The 14,917-nt window shown below is 69.8% G+C and carries 15 protein-coding genes and 1 tRNA gene; 11 read left to right on the top strand and 5 right to left on the bottom strand.

Annotated features, from left to right (window positions below; translation table 11 throughout):
• Nucleotides 1-142: 142 nt before the first annotated feature.
• Both EV148_RS09630 and EV148_RS09635 read right to left on the bottom strand, forming a co-directional pair.
• Complete coding sequence (locus EV148_RS09630; RefSeq protein WP_131997185.1) at nucleotides 143-1,633, bottom strand: DNA recombination protein RmuC; 1,491 nt, start codon at nucleotides 1,631-1,633, stop codon at nucleotides 143-145.
• 123 nt (nucleotides 1,634-1,756) lie between these two features.
• Complete coding sequence (locus tag EV148_RS09635; RefSeq protein ID WP_131997188.1) at nucleotides 1,757-2,098, bottom strand: high-potential iron-sulfur protein; 342 nt, start codon at nucleotides 2,096-2,098, stop codon at nucleotides 1,757-1,759.
• A gap of 229 nt (nucleotides 2,099-2,327) precedes the next feature.
• On the opposite strand from EV148_RS09635, the gene EV148_RS09640 reads away from it, so the two are divergent.
• The 5 genes from EV148_RS09640 to EV148_RS18910 all read left to right on the top strand — a co-directional run bounded on the left by EV148_RS09640 (nucleotide 2,328) and on the right by EV148_RS18910 (nucleotide 6,378).
• Complete coding sequence (locus EV148_RS09640; protein WP_131997191.1) at nucleotides 2,328-2,975, top strand: methylthioribulose 1-phosphate dehydratase; 648 nt, start codon at nucleotides 2,328-2,330, stop codon at nucleotides 2,973-2,975.
• Nucleotides 2,972-3,538 carry a 1,2-dihydroxy-3-keto-5-methylthiopentene dioxygenase gene (locus EV148_RS09645; protein ID WP_131997194.1) on the top strand — a complete coding sequence of 189 codons (567 nt, stop codon included), beginning with the start codon at nucleotides 2,972-2,974 and terminating at the stop codon, nucleotides 3,536-3,538. The genes EV148_RS09640 and EV148_RS09645 overlap by 4 nt, the downstream gene beginning before the upstream one ends.
• Nucleotides 3,538-3,984, top strand: coding sequence for a PH domain-containing protein (locus EV148_RS09650; protein WP_131997197.1), 447 nt, complete (start codon nucleotides 3,538-3,540; stop codon nucleotides 3,982-3,984). The genes EV148_RS09645 and EV148_RS09650 overlap by 1 nt, the downstream gene beginning before the upstream one ends.
• 87 nt (nucleotides 3,985-4,071) lie before the next feature.
• Nucleotides 4,072-4,752 carry an acireductone synthase gene (mtnC, locus tag EV148_RS09655; protein WP_131997200.1) on the top strand — a complete coding sequence of 227 codons (681 nt, stop codon included), beginning with the start codon at nucleotides 4,072-4,074 and terminating at the stop codon, nucleotides 4,750-4,752.
• Between the two features lie 96 nt (nucleotides 4,753-4,848).
• Nucleotides 4,849-6,378, top strand: a complete 1,530-nt coding sequence (locus EV148_RS18910; protein ID WP_241988040.1) for a C13 family peptidase — start codon at nucleotides 4,849-4,851, stop codon at nucleotides 6,376-6,378.
• Nucleotides 6,379-6,548: 170 nt separating this feature from the next.
• Here EV148_RS18910 and EV148_RS09665 read toward each other — a convergent pair whose 3' ends face one another.
• The 3 genes from EV148_RS09665 to EV148_RS09675 form a co-directional block, all read right to left on the bottom strand.
• A complete protein-coding gene (locus tag EV148_RS09665; protein WP_131997203.1) occupies nucleotides 6,549-8,219 on the bottom strand; it encodes a hypothetical protein in 1,671 nt (556 codons plus the stop codon).
• 2 nt (nucleotides 8,220-8,221) lie between these two features.
• Nucleotides 8,222-8,998 (bottom strand): glycosyltransferase family 2 protein, encoded by a 777-nt coding sequence (locus EV148_RS09670; RefSeq protein WP_131997206.1) that lies wholly within the window; start codon nucleotides 8,996-8,998, stop codon nucleotides 8,222-8,224.
• A 61-nt stretch (nucleotides 8,999-9,059) separates the two neighbouring features.
• A tRNA-Arg gene (locus EV148_RS09675) sits at nucleotides 9,060-9,136 on the bottom strand.
• Between the two features lie 106 nt (nucleotides 9,137-9,242).
• Here EV148_RS09675 and EV148_RS09680 point away from each other — a divergent pair.
• The 6 genes from EV148_RS09680 (at nucleotide 9,243) to murB (ending at nucleotide 14,829) form a co-directional block, all read left to right on the top strand.
• Nucleotides 9,243-10,061 (top strand): DODA-type extradiol aromatic ring-opening family dioxygenase, encoded by an 819-nt coding sequence (locus EV148_RS09680; protein WP_131997209.1) that lies wholly within the window; start codon nucleotides 9,243-9,245, stop codon nucleotides 10,059-10,061.
• Nucleotides 10,062-10,163: 102 nt separating this feature from the next.
• Nucleotides 10,164-11,696 (top strand): L-piperidine-6-carboxylate dehydrogenase, encoded by a 1,533-nt coding sequence (amaB, locus tag EV148_RS09685; protein WP_131997212.1) that lies wholly within the window; start codon nucleotides 10,164-10,166, stop codon nucleotides 11,694-11,696.
• A gap of 167 nt (nucleotides 11,697-11,863) precedes the next feature.
• On the top strand, nucleotides 11,864-12,358 hold the full coding sequence (locus EV148_RS09690; protein WP_131997215.1) for a cytochrome C: 495 nt from the start codon (nucleotides 11,864-11,866) through the stop codon (nucleotides 12,356-12,358).
• 94 nt (nucleotides 12,359-12,452) lie between these two features.
• Nucleotides 12,453-12,740, top strand: coding sequence for a DUF4190 domain-containing protein (locus EV148_RS09695; protein ID WP_131997218.1), 288 nt, complete (start codon nucleotides 12,453-12,455; stop codon nucleotides 12,738-12,740).
• 11 nt (nucleotides 12,741-12,751) lie between these two features.
• Nucleotides 12,752-13,777, top strand: a complete 1,026-nt coding sequence (locus EV148_RS09700) for a quinone-dependent dihydroorotate dehydrogenase (RefSeq protein ID WP_131997474.1) — start codon at nucleotides 12,752-12,754, stop codon at nucleotides 13,775-13,777.
• Nucleotides 13,774-14,829: a UDP-N-acetylmuramate dehydrogenase gene (gene murB / locus EV148_RS09705; RefSeq protein WP_131997221.1), complete on the top strand. Its 1,056-nt coding sequence runs from the start codon at nucleotides 13,774-13,776 to the stop codon at nucleotides 14,827-14,829. Before EV148_RS09700 ends, murB begins: the two co-directional genes overlap by 4 nt.
• The last annotated feature ends 88 nt before the right edge of the window (nucleotides 14,830-14,917 follow it).

Raw genomic sequence — 14,917 nt, forward strand, 5'->3', positions numbered from 1 at the left:
GGGGGTTCGCGGCGAGCCTCGCGGACGCGGTGTTTCGACCATCCAGCGTTTTCGCGCCGCTGCATCCCACCCTGCCGGGCGGCGGACTCGCGGGCCAAGAGGAGCCCGCCTCGCGTTGCATGCCGCCGCGTCGCCGCCTTGCCTACGCGTCGTCGGCGTTCTCGTCGGCCTCGGATTCGGACTTTGCCTCGTCGGGCAGCAGGGAGAGCTGCTTGCGCGCGTCCGCGCCGAGGCGGCGCAACTGGTCGACGCGGCCGAGGAGATGGCCGCGGCCACTGCCGATCCGCTTGAGTGCACCTTCGTGCAATGCCTGCGCGCGCGCTAGCGCGTCACCGATGCCCTGCAGCTCGCTCATGAGCATGACGAAGCTGTCGTGCAGCGCGCCGGCGCGCTTGGCGATCTCCATCGCATTGGCGTTGCGGTCCTCGAGCCGCCACAGGTGCGACACCGTGCGCAGGGTCGCGAGCAGGGTGCTCGGGCAGACGAGAGAGATGTTCCGCGCGAGCGCATAGGTGTAGAGCGTGTCGTCGGCACGAACCGCCTCGATGAGCGCGGCTTCGATCGGCACGAACAGCAGCACGAAGTCGAGCGTGTGCAGGCCGGGGATGCTGTCGTACTTCTTCTTCGACAGCGAATCGACGTGACGTTTCACCGACGCGACGTGTTCGCGCAGCAGCGCGTCGCGTTCGCCCTCGTCGGTCGCCGACTGCATGCGCTCGTAGGCGGTCAGCGAGACCTTGGCATCGATGACGAGGTCCTTGCGTTCGGGCAGGTGCACGATGACGTCCGGGCGCGGCCGGCCGCCGTCTTCGTCGGCCATCACCACCTGCAACTCGAATTCGCGCCCCTCGGCGAGACCGGACGCCTCGAGCACGCGTTCGAGCACGAGTTCGCCCCACGCACCCTGTGCGCGCGTATCGCCCTTCAGCGCGCGCGTGAGATTCAGCGCGTCCTCGCTGATGCGCTGGTTGAGCTGGCGCAGGCTCTGGATCTCCTGTGCCAGCATGCCGCGCTCGCGCTGGTCGCTCGCATGACGCTGCTCCACCGTCTCGCGGAACTGCTTGAGCTGTTCCCTGAACGGATCGAGCAGGCCGGACAGCTGTTGGCCGCTCTGCTCGCGCAGGCGTTCGGCCTTGTCGTCGAGGATGCCCTGGGCAAGATTCTGGAACGCCTCGCGCAGGCGCACCTCGGCCTGCTCGAGCAGTTGCAGCTTCTCGGCGGCCGCGTGCGCCTGCGCCGCCGAACCGGCTTCGAGCGCCGCGTGGCGGCCGGTGAGGTCGACGAGCTGGGCCTGCGCCTCGTCGCGTGCACGGCGTGCATCGGCGAGATCGCGCGCGAGCCGCTCGGCCTGCGCCTGCTGCGCCGCTGCGTGCGCGGTCACCTTGCGCAGGTTCTGCTCTGCCTGCGTCCACTCGTGCTCGTAGCGCTGGATGCGCGCGGCGAATTCCTCCGCGCGCCGCGCCTCGGCATCACGCTGGCCACCGAGCGTCGCGATCTCGGCGTCGCGACTGGCACGGCCATCCGCATGCGCGCGGGCGATGCGCGAGCGCACGGCGGGCCAGGCCGCGAGCAGGCCCGCGATGAAGCCGGCCAGGCCGGCGAGGATCAAGTCGATCGAAGGAAAGGAGGACACGCGCGGATCCGCATGGGGTGACGGAGCGCGATTGTCGCAGCCGCGATCTCAGATGCCGAGACTCTCCGCAGCAGGCGTACGCTCCCGGCGTCGGTCGGGAGCGACGATACACCTGATGCTGGATCAGACTTTCTTGGTCCAGCTCGCGCACCACCCCTTGGCGCTGACGACCTTGCTCGGGAACAGGTCGCAGGGGCCGTAGGTCATTTCGGTGTGGCCCTTGTAGAAGTTGCAGTTGTGGCAGGCCGAACCCTCCTTGTAGACCGGGTTGCCCTTGGCGGTGTTGGCGTCCTCGGTGTAGGCGAGCGCCTTTGCCGTCGGATCGTTCGGATCGAGGTGCGGCGCCGAGTCCTGTGCTGCCGCCATGCGCGGCAACAGGCCCGCGGCGACCGGCGCGACCGCGGCGCCGACGACGGCGATCTTAAGGAAACGGCGTCTGGCCTGGCTTTCGGCTGGGTCCGACATGATCCACTCCTCTTGGTTTGCGTTTGCCTGGGTACTGCCCGGACGCGCCCGCGCCCGACCTGTTCAGCTTAGCGCGACGCGCGCCGGCAAGCATGTTGCTGCGCCGCTTTGCCGCATCGCGCCGCGTGAACGGTAGCGGATCGCCGATGACCCGGAAGTGAAGTCGGGCCGGCGCGCCGCTTCGGTATAGTAGGCGCAACTGTCCCTGCGGGTTGCCTGGAGTCGCGCCATCAATTCCTCCCCCATCGATCGCAGCCGCCTGGAGCGCTGCGCGCAAGAGATCGCCGACGCCGGGCGGGAGCTCGGCGCCCTCGGCTGGACGCCCGCGACGAGCAGCAATTTCTCCATGCGCCTCGACGCCGGGCACGCGGCCGTGACGATTTCCGGGCGCGACAAGGGGCGTCTCGGCATCGACGACATCATGGTGGTCGACCTCGACGGCCACCCGGTTGGCACCGAGGCGCGCCCGTCTGCCGAAACCGCGTTGCACACCCAGGTCTACCGCCGCTTTCCCGCCGCCGGTGCGGTGCTCCACACGCACTCGCGCGCGCAGTCGGTCGCGTCGCGCCTGTTCGCGCCGCGCGGTGTCGTGCGCTTCGAGGGCTGGGAATTGCAGAAGGCGATCGCGGGCTACACCACGCACGCGAGCGTGCTGGATCTACCGGTGTTCCCGAACACGCAGGAGATGCCCGAGCTCGTCGCGCGCGTCGATGCCTGGCTCGACGCCGGAAAGCCATTGCACGGCTACTTGATCGATGGCCACGGCATCTACACATGGGGCAAGGACATGGCGGAAACGCGGCGCCACCTCGAGGCGTTCGAATTCCTGCTGAACTGTGAACTCGACCTGTTGCGCCTGAAGGGAGCCACGCCATGAGTCGCTTGCGCATCTACGACGACAGCCGCGCGGACGCACCGCTGTCGGCCCATACCGACCCGGCCGAGATCGCGCGCGAACTCGCCGCGGTCGGTGTGCGCTTCGAACAATGGGAGGCATCCCGGCCGGTCGTGCCAGGCGCGAGCCAGGACGAGGTGATCGCCGCCTACCGCAGCGACATCGACCGGCTCATGCGCGAGGAAGGCTACCAGTCGGTCGACGTGATCAGCCTGCGGCCGGACCATCCCGACCGCGCCGCGTTGCGCCAGAAGTTCCTCAGCGAACACACGCACAGCGAAGACGAGGTGCGTTTCTTCGTCGCGGGCGCCGGCCAGTTCACCTTGCACATCGACGGCAAGGTGTACGAGGTACTGTGCGAGAGCGGCGACCTCATCGGCGTGCCCGACCGCACGCGTCACTGGTTCGACATGAGCGAATCGCCCTACTTCATCGCGATCCGCCTGTTCACCAACAAGGAGGGCTGGGTCGCCGAATTCACCGGCGACGACATCGCCGGCCGCTTCCCGCGCATGACGCCGCATCCGTCGACCGGGACGGCCTGATGTCGTACCTCGACGAGTCGCTCGCGCCCGGCGAAACGGTGGTCGCGCGCTTCGACCTGCACTGGACGGCGAAATGGCGCCTCATCGTGTTCCTGTTGCTGGCGATCCCGACGCTCGGCCTCGCCCTGCTCGCCGCGCTGTATGAATGGCTGCGCCTGCGCTCGATCGAACAGGGCGTGACGAACCGCCGCGTCGTGCGCAAGACCGGCATCATGAGCCGCGAGACGACGGAATTGCGCCTCGCCTCGATCGAGACGATCGACCTGCGGCAGAGTGCCTGGGGCCGCCTGTTCGGCTACGGCGACGTCGTGCTGACCGGCCGCGGCGAGACCGCGATGATCTTCACGCGGCTCGATGCGCCGCTCGCGGCGAAGCGCGCGATCGAAGGCGCGTACGCGACGAATGTCGAGGCGACCCGCGGGCATCCGGCCGAGCACACCTCCTAGGGGCGGCTGCCGCCGCGAACAGGGGCTCGCCTGTCGGCGAGCATCGCGGCTGAAGCCGCTCCCACACGCAGCATCGGAATCCGAGCGATGATCACGACGATCCTCACCGACATCGAAGGCACGACGAGCTCCATCAGCTTCGTCAAGGACGTGTTGTTCCCGTACGCGCGCGAGCGATTGCCCGCCTTCGTCGAAACGCACGCCGACGATGCGCAGGTGCAGCACTGGCTGCACGAAGCGGCGAAGGAAGCAGGACTCGTCTCGGCGAGCCGCCAGGAGATCATCGAACTGCTCGTCGGCTGGATCGATGCCGATCGCAAGTCGACCGCGCTGAAGGCGCTGCAGGGAATGATCTGGAAGGACGGTTACGCGACCGGCGAGTACCGCGCGCACGTCTATCCCGAAGTCGCCGCGCGCCTGCGTGCCTGGCAGGCGGAGGGCAAGCGGCTCTACGTCTATTCGTCGGGTTCGGTGCCGGCGCAACGGCTGTTCTTCGCGCACACCGAGGCAGGCGACCTCACGCCGTGCTTCTCCGGCTATTTCGATACCGAGACGGGCCCCAAGCGCGACGCCGAGTCCTACCGGCGCATCGCGAACGCGATCGGCGAGCCGCCCGGGGCGATCCTGTTCCTTTCCGACATCGTCGAGGAGCTCGACGCCGCCGCCGCGGCCGGCCTGCAGACGACGTTGCTCGCGCGCGAGCCAGGCACCTGCCCTGCCGGAGGCGCGCACCGCTGCGTCGCCGACTTCGACGCGATCGAGCGTTGAGCCCGTGCGCCGCGCGGGATGGTGCGGCGACGCGCGCACGTCGATAATGGCGCGCGCCGTGCGTACGGCCGTTCGTCCCCCACCTTCCCTGCTGCCGTGCCCCGACTTCCCGCGATCCTGATCGACGGCCTGCGCGCCGCCCTGTTCCGCCATCCCCGCGTGGCGTCCACGACCGTCGGTGCCGGCGTGTTCGTCGGCGTCATCGTGGTGTACCTGCTCGCGTCGATCCTCATCGGCATGGCCGATACGACGCCACCATGGATGCTGCTGCCCGGTGGCGTGCTGACCGTGCTGTGCGACTCGATGCTGACCCTCATCGCGGCATGGCTGCTCGCCGTGCTCGCGGCGCGCCGCGAAGCGGTATGGGGCATCGCGAGCGTGCTGCTCGCCGCGACCGTCGCGACCGCGGTCGTCGTGCACTGGCCGGTCGGCGAACTCGCCGTTTACCTCGCCAGGCACGGGCACGGCGCGCTGGCGCTGCTCGCCGAGCTGGCCGGGCGATGCTGGTGGTTCTTCGTCCTGCTCGTGTTCTCGCACTGGCTCGCGCCGCGCGGCCTCGGCCATGCGCTCGGCAGCGCCGTGCTCGCCTACGCGATCAGCGCCGCCAGCTGGTGGTGGCTGCCGCAGTCGCCGCTGATCCGCACGATGCCGACGGTACAGGCGGACGCCGGGGAGGCCGGGCGTGGCGACGCGGGCAACGGCGTCGACGCGACCGTGGACCCGGACGAAGGCAGCAGCGACACGACCACCGCGAGCACGGCCTTCGACGCCGAAGCGGCGATGTATGCGCAGCCTGCCTTGCTCGACGCAGCACTCGCGAAGCTGAAGCCGCAGACGCCGGGCAAGGTCGACCTCTACGTGGTCGCGTTCGCAGGCGATGCGCAGGAAGACGTGTTCCGCAACGAAGCCGAGTACGTGGAGACCCTGTTCGCCCGCCGCTTCGGCGCCGAAGGCCGCACCGTGGTGCTGGAAAACCATGCGGCGACCGTGACGACGCGGCCGCTCGCGAGCTGGACCAACCTGCAGCGCACGCTCGCCGCGGTTGCGCGCACGATGGATCCCGCGGAGGACGTGCTCCTGCTCTACATCACCACGCACGGCTCGGACGACCACCAGCTCCTCGTCGACCTCGACCCGCTGCCGCTCAACCAGATCGGCCCGGAGGACATCGCCGACGCGCTCAAGACCACGCCGGCGATGCGCTGGAAGGTCATCGTCGTCAACGCGTGCTATTCCGGCGGGTACATCGACGCCCTGCGCGACGACTCGACGATGGTGCTCACCTCGGCGCGCGCCGACCGCACCTCGTTCGGTTGCGGCGCCGATTCCGACATCACCTATTTCGGCAAGGCCTTCCTGGCCGAGGCGCTGAACAGGACGACGTCTTTGCGCGAGGCGTTCGACCTCGCGCGCGCGTCGGTCGATGCCTGGGAGACGGCCGATCAGAAGGACGCCAAGGCCGCTTCGAAGGACGATGCCGACGCCGGTGCCGAACCGATCCTGCACTCCGAACCGCAGATCGCGACGAGCGCGAGCATCGAAGCAAGACTCGCGGCCTGGCGCCGCACCCTGCACGAGGCGCCGGCGGTCCCTTTCACGCCTGCCAGCGAGGGCGCGCCCCCTTGAGCCTCATCGTCCGATCGGGAACGAACCCGCGTCCGGCACGGGTTGCGACGACACAAGAAAAGGAAGCTTGAAACACGAAGCACACGGAGCTAGCCGGGTAAAAGCCTTTTCATCGGCTCCCTTCTTCGTATGCCCCGCGTTCTTCATGTTTAACGCGCCCGCGAACACGCTCATCGACGCCGCGTCCCGTGCAAGTCGAACACGACGATCGTCTCGTCGCGGAATACCGGCGCGCCGAGGATCCCTTCGACCTTGGCGATGCAGGCCGGCATGTCCGGCCACGCCACCGGCCATGGGAACCGCGCGCCGGGCGGCAGCGTCCACGGCGTGAGCCGCAGCACGAGGTAGTCGCCGCCCCAGGTCGCGCCATCGAGGAGTTCGGCGAGGCGCGCGACGCGCGTGAAGCGGTCGCCCGTCGCGGTGTATGGGTACTCGTCCCAACCTTCACCCGAACCGCATACGGGCGCGGCAAGCGCGTGCTTCACGTTCTGCCGGTGGATCTGCTGCAGCCACGGATCGGGGACGTAGTTCGACTCGAGCAGGCCGGGCGCTTCGATCAGCGTGACGCTGCCCGCGGGGCGCCGGGCGAGGTCGCGGTAGAACGCCGATACGGGGCCGAGTTCGAGTTCGGTCACGTAGGGATTCGCGTCCGCCGCGTAGTCGAACTGGAACAGCGCGTGGCCCATGAACTGGTTCGGCGTGTAGTACCACTGCGGCAACGGTCCGCGCCAGGCGAGGATAGCGACGGCGATGCCGGCGGCGAGCGCCGCGAATGCCGGCACGCGCAGCTTGCCGGCGAGGCCCGCGATGCCTTCGGCGAGGAACAGCAGCAGGAACGGCAGCACCGGTGCCGCGTAGCGCACGAGGACCGGCGCGTGCTGGATCCACGCCGGCCGCGCGGCGCAGACGACGATCGCGCCGACGACGCATCCCGACAGCACGAGCGCGACGAGCGCGCGCTCGCGCCGCCACAGGCGCCAGGCACCGAACGCGAACAACGCGGCCACCGGCGCCGCGGCCCGGGCGTCGGCGAGGCCGAACTGCATGAGGAAGGTGCGGAAGACGCTCTCCACGCTGACCGTATTCGTGCCCGCCTTGGCCGCCATCGACGCCCAGTCACCGAGCAGCGGCGGCGCGAGCACGAGCGCGAGCGGCAGCACGGTGGCCACCCCGAGCCCGGCCAGCGAGGCGAGCCGGCGCGCGGCCGCGGGTCGCGTCGCGCGATCGAGGCAGCCACGCAGCGCACCGAGGCCATGCCAGGCGAATGGCCAGAGCGTGAAGACGAGCGAGAGCAGATGCGCCCACCCGGCGACGAAGGTCGCCACGACGTAAAGGCACGCCCATGTGCGCGGTGAGCCGCGCCGCTCGTACCAGTTGCGGAATGCCGCGATCGCGACGACGCCGCACAACGCAAGCAGCGCATAAGGGCGCGCCGTGCGGCTGAAGTAGACCAGTGGCGGCGACACTGCGAGCAGCGCGACCCACGTCGCGCGCGTCGCCGGCGCGAGCGAGGCGCGCAGCAGCCACGGCGCGACGGGCAGCAGGGCGCAGCCGGCGAGCAGCAGCGGCAGGTGCATCGCCCATTCGTCGAGCATCGCGTGCTCGTACAGCCAGCGGTAGTACAGCGTGAGCGGAATGCAGTAGTCGGCGAAACCGAAATGGCCGGCGATGCCCGCCATGTCCGAGCGGATCAGCATGCGTACCGCATGCCACTCGTCGTCGAACAGCATCTGCGTGCGCAGCTGGGACGCGCGCAACCACACTCCGGCGGCGAGCGCGAGGCCGGCGAGCAGCCACCACGGCCACGCCGCTGCGGGATGGCCGCGCCGCGCCGCAGCCAAGGTCAGCGCGCCCTCGCCGGCTGCAGGCGGTCGCCGGGCTCGCGCGAGAACAGCGGCGAGCGACGCAGCCCCCATTTCCACAGCCGGTATTCCAGCGCGGTGCCGAGCACGCCGAAGCCGTAGACGACCGAGCGGCGGAAATTGATCTCGCTCGCTTCGGGGAAGTACTTCGTCGGGCAGGAGATCTCGCCGATGCGATGGCCGAACGCGTGCGCCTGCACGAGCATCTGGTTGTCGAACACGAAGTCGTCGGAATTGGTCGCGAGCGGCAGGGTTTCGAGCACCTTGCGCGAGAACGCGCGGTAACCGGAATGGAATTCCGACAGCTTGGAGCCGATCACGAGGTTCTCGACCGCGGTGAGCGCGCGGTTGAACACGTACTTGTACAAGGGCATGCCGCCCGCGATCGCGGTGTTGCCGAGGATGCGCGAGCCGACCACGACGTCGTACACGCCCGAGGCGATCATCGCGGCCATCGCCGTGATCAGCTTCGGCTCGTACTGGTAGTCCGGGTGCAGCATGACGACGATGTCCGCGCCCTCTTCGAGCGCGAGCGCATAACAGGTCTTCTGGTTGCCGCCGTAGCCGCGGTTGGCCGGATGGCGATGCGTGCGGATGCCGAGCGACTCGGCCACCGCGACGGTCGCATCGTCGCTCGCGTCGTCGACCAGCAGCACGCCGTCGACGATGTCGTGCGGAATCGCCGCGTAGCAGGCCGCGAGCGTCTTTTCCGCGTGGTACGCGGGCATGACGACGACGATTCGGTTTCCGTGGAGCATGCGCGAGTGGTTCCGTTGCGGTGCCGCCGCGCGGCCGGATGGAACCTCGCGCGCGCATGGATGGCGACCCCGGCCCGATTCGAACGGGCGACCTCGCCCTTAGGAGGGGCGCGCTCTATCCAGCTGAGCTACGGGGCCGTGTGGCCCGCGCATTGTAGCGGCTCGCCCGGATGCGGCCTACCGTGCGCTTGCGGCCGGTGTGGCGCGCCTCCATATGGCCAGCATGCACACGGGACTGCCCGCGATGAATACCGCTCGACGCCTGCCGACCGTCTACCTCCCGCACGGCGGCGGCCCCTGCTTCTTCATGGATCCGCCGCCGCAGGCGCCGCACGCCTGGGACGGCATGGCCGCCTACCTGCGCGGCCTCGCCGCTTCGATCGGCGCGAAGCCGTCGGCGATCCTCGTCGTCTCCGCGCACTGGGAGGCGGCGCGCCCGACCGTCAACAGCGGCGCGAATCCCGGCATGCTGTTCGACTACCATGGCTTTCCGCCACACACCTATCGCCTGTCCTATCCGGCGCCCGGCTCGCCGGCACTCGCCTCGCGCGTGCGCCGCCTGCTCGCCGACGCCGGCATCGAATCGGACGAGGATGCGACACGAGGCTACGACCACGGCGTGTTCGTGCCGTTCCTGCTCGCCTGGCCGGACGCGGACATCCCGGTCGTGCAGCTCTCGCTGCAGGGCGGCCTCGATCCCGCAGCGCACCTCGCGATCGGTCGCGCGCTCGCGCCGCTGCGCGACGAAGGCGTGCTCGTCGTCGGCAGCGGCATGAGCTACCACAACCTGCGCGAGTTCTTCGCCGACGATCCGCGCGTCGTCGGCGGCGCGGAGCAGTTCGATGCCGCACTGGCGCAAGCGGTGGAAGACACCGACGCGCGCGCCCGCGAGAAGCGACTGACCGCGTGGAAGAGCATGCCCGCGGCGCTCGCCTGCCATCCGCGTGCCGAGCACCTGCTGCCGCTCATGGTGGTCGCGGGCGCCGGTGGCGGCGACCACGGCCGGCGCACGTTCAACGACCGCGTGTTCGGCAAACCCGTATCCGCGTTCCAGTTCGGCTGATCGGCCTCGGCCTGCCTCGGAACGGCCGACGGCGCCGGCCCCGTCCTGCTACAATCGCCGGTTTCGCGCGCCCCGGCGCGTCCCGCCTCACCTGGAGCCTCCATGTCCGCGCAGATCCTCAAGTCCCTCGGCCTCGACCCCGTCAATTCGGGTACCTACCTCGGCCACGGCGAATGGTCGAAGACGACCGACGCCGGCCTGCTGCAGTCGATCAACCCGAGCACGAACGAGGTGATCGCCGAGGTGCATTCGGCCAACGCGAGCGACTACGAGACGATCATCAGGCGCGCGCAGGCTGCGTTCGCGACCTGGCGCGTGACGCCCGCGCCGCGCCGCGGCGAGGCGATCCGCCTGTGCAGCGACGCGCTGCGCACGCACAAGGACGCGCTTGGCTCGCTCGTCGCGCTCGAGATGGGCAAGTCCAAGCCCGAAGGCGACGGCGAAGTGCAGGAGATGATCGACATCGGCGACTTCGCGGTCGGCCTGTCGCGCCAGCTCTACGGCCTGACGATGCACTCGGAGCGCCCGGGCCATCGCATGTACGAGCAGTGGCACCCGCTCGGCCTCGTCGGCATCATTTCCGCCTTCAACTTCCCGGTCGCGGTGTGGGCCTGGAACAGCTTCATCGCGGCCGTGTGCGGCGACATCTCGATCTGGAAGCCGTCGCCGAAGACGCCGCTGTCGGCGATCGCGGCGATGAAGATCTGCAACGACGCGCTGAAGGCGGGCGGCTTCCCCGACCTGTTCTTCCTGTTCAACGACGCCGGCACCGAGCTCGCCTCGACCTTCGTCGACGACAAGCGCGTGCCGCTGATCAGCTTCACCGGCTCGACGCGCATCGGCCGCATCGTCGGCGAGCGCGTCGCGCAGCGCATGGGCCGTTCGCTGCTCGAGCTCGGCGGCAACAACGCGATCATCGTCGACGAGACCGCGGACCTGAAGCTCGCGATCCCCGCGATCGTGTTCGGCGCGGTCGGCACCGCCGGCCAGCGCTGCACGACCACGCGCCGCCTGTTCGTGCACGAGTCGATCCACGACGACGTGCTCGCCAAGCTCGTTGCCGCGTACAAGCAGGTGGAGAAGAAGATCGGTGACCCGACCGACCCGAAGAACCTCATGGGCCCGCTCAACAGCCGCGACGCGGTGCAGGCCTACCTCGACGCGATCGCGCAGGCGAAGGCAGCCGGCGGCAAGGTCGAGACCGGCGGCGCCGCGATCGAGGGCAAGGGCAACTTCGTGCTGCCGACGATCATCACCGGCCTGTCCAACGACGCCGCGATCGTCCAGCACGAAACCTTCGCGCCGATCCTCTACGTGATGAAGTTCCGCGCGCTTGACGAGGCGATCGCGATGCAGAACGCGGTGCCGCAGGGCCTGTCGTCGGCGATCTTCACGCAGAACCTCAAGGCGGCCGAAGCGTTCCTCGGCGCGGCGGGTTCCGACTGCGGCATCGCCAACGTCAACATCGGCACCTCGGGCGCCGAGATCGGCGGTGCGTTCGGCGGCGAGAAGGAAACCGGTGGTGGCCGCGAGTCCGGCTCCGACGCGTGGCGTGCCTATATGCGCCGCCAGACCAACACGATCAACTATTCGGACGCGCTGCCGCTCGCGCAGGGCATCAAGTTCGAGTTCTGACCGGCATCGCGCGAACGCGGTTCCCGATGACGGCGCCGTCCCGGCCAAAGCCGGGATCCGGCGCCTTCGGCCAGTCGAGCCGACGGCGGGCCTGATAGGAATCGCGCCCCGCAGCCGTATTGAGACGTACGAAGGCGCGCCACCCCGCCGCGCCGCCAGGACGTCCGATGAACAGACTCGTCTTCGCCCTCGCCGCCGTGATCGGTGCGGGCGCCGCCGTCGCCACGCTCACCGCCGCGTCGCGCGAGGATCTCGTGCAGCACGGCCGCTACGTCGCCCTGATCGGCGGCTGCAACGACTGCCACACCCCCGGCTTCGCCGCGAGCGGCGGCCAGGTCCCCGAATCGCAATGGCTGACCGGCGACGAGCTCGGCTGGTCGGGCGAATGGGGTACGACCTATGCGCCGAACCTGCGCCTGCGCTTCGCGACGATGGACCTCGCGTCGTTCAAGCAGTATGCGCATTCGTTCAAGGCGCGCCCGCCGATGCCGTACTGGGCGGTCAACGCGATGAGCGATGCCGACCTCGAGGCCTTGTACGCGTTCGTGCAGGCGCTCGGCCCGGCCGGCAAGGAGGCGCCCGCCGCGCTGCCGCCCGGCGTACGGCCGGCGGGCCCGGTCGTGCAGTTCCCTGCCCCGCCGCAGGATCCCGCGGCGCATTGACGCCCGCGCGCGCGGCGCGTTGAACCGCCGCGCGCGAGTGACTACTCTTGCGCACCGGCGCCACCCGCGCGCCGCATTCCCGGTTTTTCCGCGCATGAACAGCACTCCATCGCGTACGAGTACGACGGCGGTCCTCAGTCTCGTGTTCGGCATCGTCTGCTGGGTCGGCCTGCCCTTCATCGGGGCGATCGCCGCGGTGATCTGCGGCCACCTCGCGCGCGGCGAAATCCGCCGCGCACCGCCCGGGTCGATCGAAGGCGACGGCATGGCGATCGCCGGCCTCGTGCTCGGCTGGATCCACCTCGCCCTGTTCGCGCTCGCATTCATCGCGATCATGCTGTTCTTCGGCGGTCTCGCGTTCTTCGGCTCGCATTGGCATTGAGTACTTCCGGCGTGTACGCGTTGGCCCGTCCGTTCCTGTTCTGCCTCGATGCGGAGCGCGCGCACGACCTCGCCCTCGCGGCGATCGAGGCCGCCTGGCGCACCGGAACGAACCCGCTGCTCGCGGGCAAGCCGCAGCCGCTGCCGGTCGACGCGTTCGGCCTTCGCTTCGGCAACCCGGTCGGCCTCGCCGCGGGGCTCGACAAGAACGGCACGCACGTCGATGCGCTCGCCGCGCTCGGCTTCGGCTACATCGAGGTCGGCACGACGACGCCGCGGCCCCAGGCCGGCAACCCGAAGCCGCGCATGTTCCGCCTGCCGGAGCACGAAGCCGTCATCAACCGCCTCGGCTTCAACAACGACGGCGTCGACGCGCTGGTGCGCAACGTCGAGCGTGCGCGATACACGGGCGTGCTCGGCATCAACATCGGCAGGAACAAGGACACGCCGAACGAACGCGCGATCGACGACTACCTGCACTGCCTCGAGCGCGTGTACGCGCGCGCGAGCTACGTCACCGTGAACATCTCCTCTCCGAACACCCAGGGCCTGCGCGACCTGCAGGAAGAGGAAACGCTCAAGCGCTTCATCGGCACCCTGCGCGAGGCGCAGGAGCGCCTCGGCGCACAGCACGGCCGGCGCAAGCCGATGCTGCTGAAGATCGCGCCGGACCTCGCCGAGGCCGAACTCGACGCGATCGCCGACGTGCTGCGCGCCGCGCGCATCGACGGCGTCATCTGCACCAACACGACGATCGACCACGGCGCGGTCGCCGGCCACCGCCACGCCGAGGAAGCCGGCGGCCTGTCGGGCGCGCCGCTGTTCGGGCGCTCGACCGAGGTGCTGCGCGGCATGCACGCGCGACTCGGCGATACCGTCCCGCTGGTCGGGGTCGGTGGCATCCTGCGCGGCGCGGATGCCGCGGCGAAGATCTCGGCCGGCGCCACGCTCGTGCAGTTCTACAGCGGCATGGTCTACCGGGGTCCGGCCCTCGTCGCCGAGTGCGTCGAGGCGATTCGCCGGGGGAACGGCGCATGAGCGTCCATCGCACGGGTGCCGCGATCGCCGAAGGCAACGGCTACACGATCGTCGAGAACGCCTCGCTGCTCGGCCGCAACACGTTCCATGTCGCCGCCCGCGCGCAGATGCTCGTCGACGTGCGCAAGCCGGCCGCGCTCGGCGAACTGTTCGGCTATGCGGCGCTGCGCGCGCAGCCCCTGCTCGTGCTCGGCGAAGGCAGCAACATCCTGTTCACGCGCGACTGGCCCGGGGTCGTGCTCGCGATCGCCGCACACGGCGTGCGCGTGCTCGGCGACGAGGGCGGCCGCGCGCACGTACGCGTCGAGGCGGGCGAGCCGTGGAACGACTTCGTGCGCTGGTCGCTCGCGCGCGGCTACGTCGGCCTGGAGAACCTCATCCTCATCCCCGGCACGGTCGGCGCGGCGCCGATCCAGAACATCGGCGCCTACGGCACCGAAGTGCGCGAGTTCATCGTCGCGGTCGAAGCCTGGGACCGCCGCGCGGGACAACTCGTGCGGATCGCCAAGGCCGACTGCGCCTTCGGCTATCGCGATTCGATCTTCAAGCGCGAGCGCGACCGTTACGTCGTGACCGCAGTGGAATTCGAGCTCGTGCGCGAGCGGCCGCTGCGCCTCGACTACGCCGGCGTGCGCGAGGAACTCGCCGCGATGGGCATCGAAGAACCTCGCGCGCCCGCCGTGGCGGAGGCGATCGCGCGCATCCGCACGCGCAAGCTGCCCAACCCCGCCCTGCTCGGCAATGCCGGCAGCTTCTTCAAGAATCCCCTCGTCGACCCGGCCCGGGCCGAGGCGTTGCAACGCGAGCATCCGACGCTGCCGGCCTGGCCGGCCGGGGACCTGTACAAGCTTTCCGCCGCGTGGCTCATCGAGACATGCGGCTACAAGGGGCTGCGCGAGGGCGACGCGGGCGTGTCCGACCGCCACGCGCTCGTGCTCGTCAATCACGGCCATGCGAGCGGCGCCGAACTCTGGGCGCTGGCCGAGCGCGTGCGAGCGGGCGTGCTCGGACGCTTCGGCGTAGAACTCGAAGCGGAACCGCTCGTCGTCTGAAACCGGCCGGCACGCGGCCACCCGCCTGAAGCGCGCGCGCGGTCACAGCCGCGGCGGCGCGTCCGGACCACAATCGCGCACCCTCCTC

The organism is Dokdonella fugitiva (assembly GCF_004342425.1).
In the GTDB taxonomy this organism is placed as follows: Bacteria; Pseudomonadota; Gammaproteobacteria; order Xanthomonadales; family Rhodanobacteraceae; genus Dokdonella_A; species Dokdonella_A fugitiva.

Bases quoted from the DNA above. Each gene is read 5' to 3' on its own strand.
- EV148_RS09635 (WP_131997188.1), bottom strand. From the start codon at position 2,098: ATGTCGGACCCAGCCGAAAGCCAGGCCAGACGCCGTTTCCTTAAGATC.
- EV148_RS09695 (WP_131997218.1), top strand. From the start codon at position 12,453: ATGAACAGCACTCCATCGCGTACGAGTACGACGGCGGTCCTCAGTCTC.
- EV148_RS09690 (WP_131997215.1), top strand. From the start codon at position 11,864: ATGAACAGACTCGTCTTCGCCCTCGCCGCCGTGATCGGTGCGGGCGCC.
- EV148_RS09650 (WP_131997197.1), top strand. From the start codon at position 3,538: ATGTCGTACCTCGACGAGTCGCTCGCGCCCGGCGAAACGGTGGTCGCG.
- mtnC (WP_131997200.1), top strand. From the start codon at position 4,072: ATGATCACGACGATCCTCACCGACATCGAAGGCACGACGAGCTCCATC.
- EV148_RS09680 (WP_131997209.1), top strand. From the start codon at position 9,243: ATGAATACCGCTCGACGCCTGCCGACCGTCTACCTCCCGCACGGCGGC.
- amaB (WP_131997212.1), top strand. From the start codon at position 10,164: ATGTCCGCGCAGATCCTCAAGTCCCTCGGCCTCGACCCCGTCAATTCG.
- EV148_RS09670 (WP_131997206.1), bottom strand. From the start codon at position 8,998: ATGCTCCACGGAAACCGAATCGTCGTCGTCATGCCCGCGTACCACGCG.
- EV148_RS09645 (WP_131997194.1), top strand. From the start codon at position 2,972: ATGAGTCGCTTGCGCATCTACGACGACAGCCGCGCGGACGCACCGCTG.
- murB (WP_131997221.1), top strand. From the start codon at position 13,774: ATGAGCGTCCATCGCACGGGTGCCGCGATCGCCGAAGGCAACGGCTAC.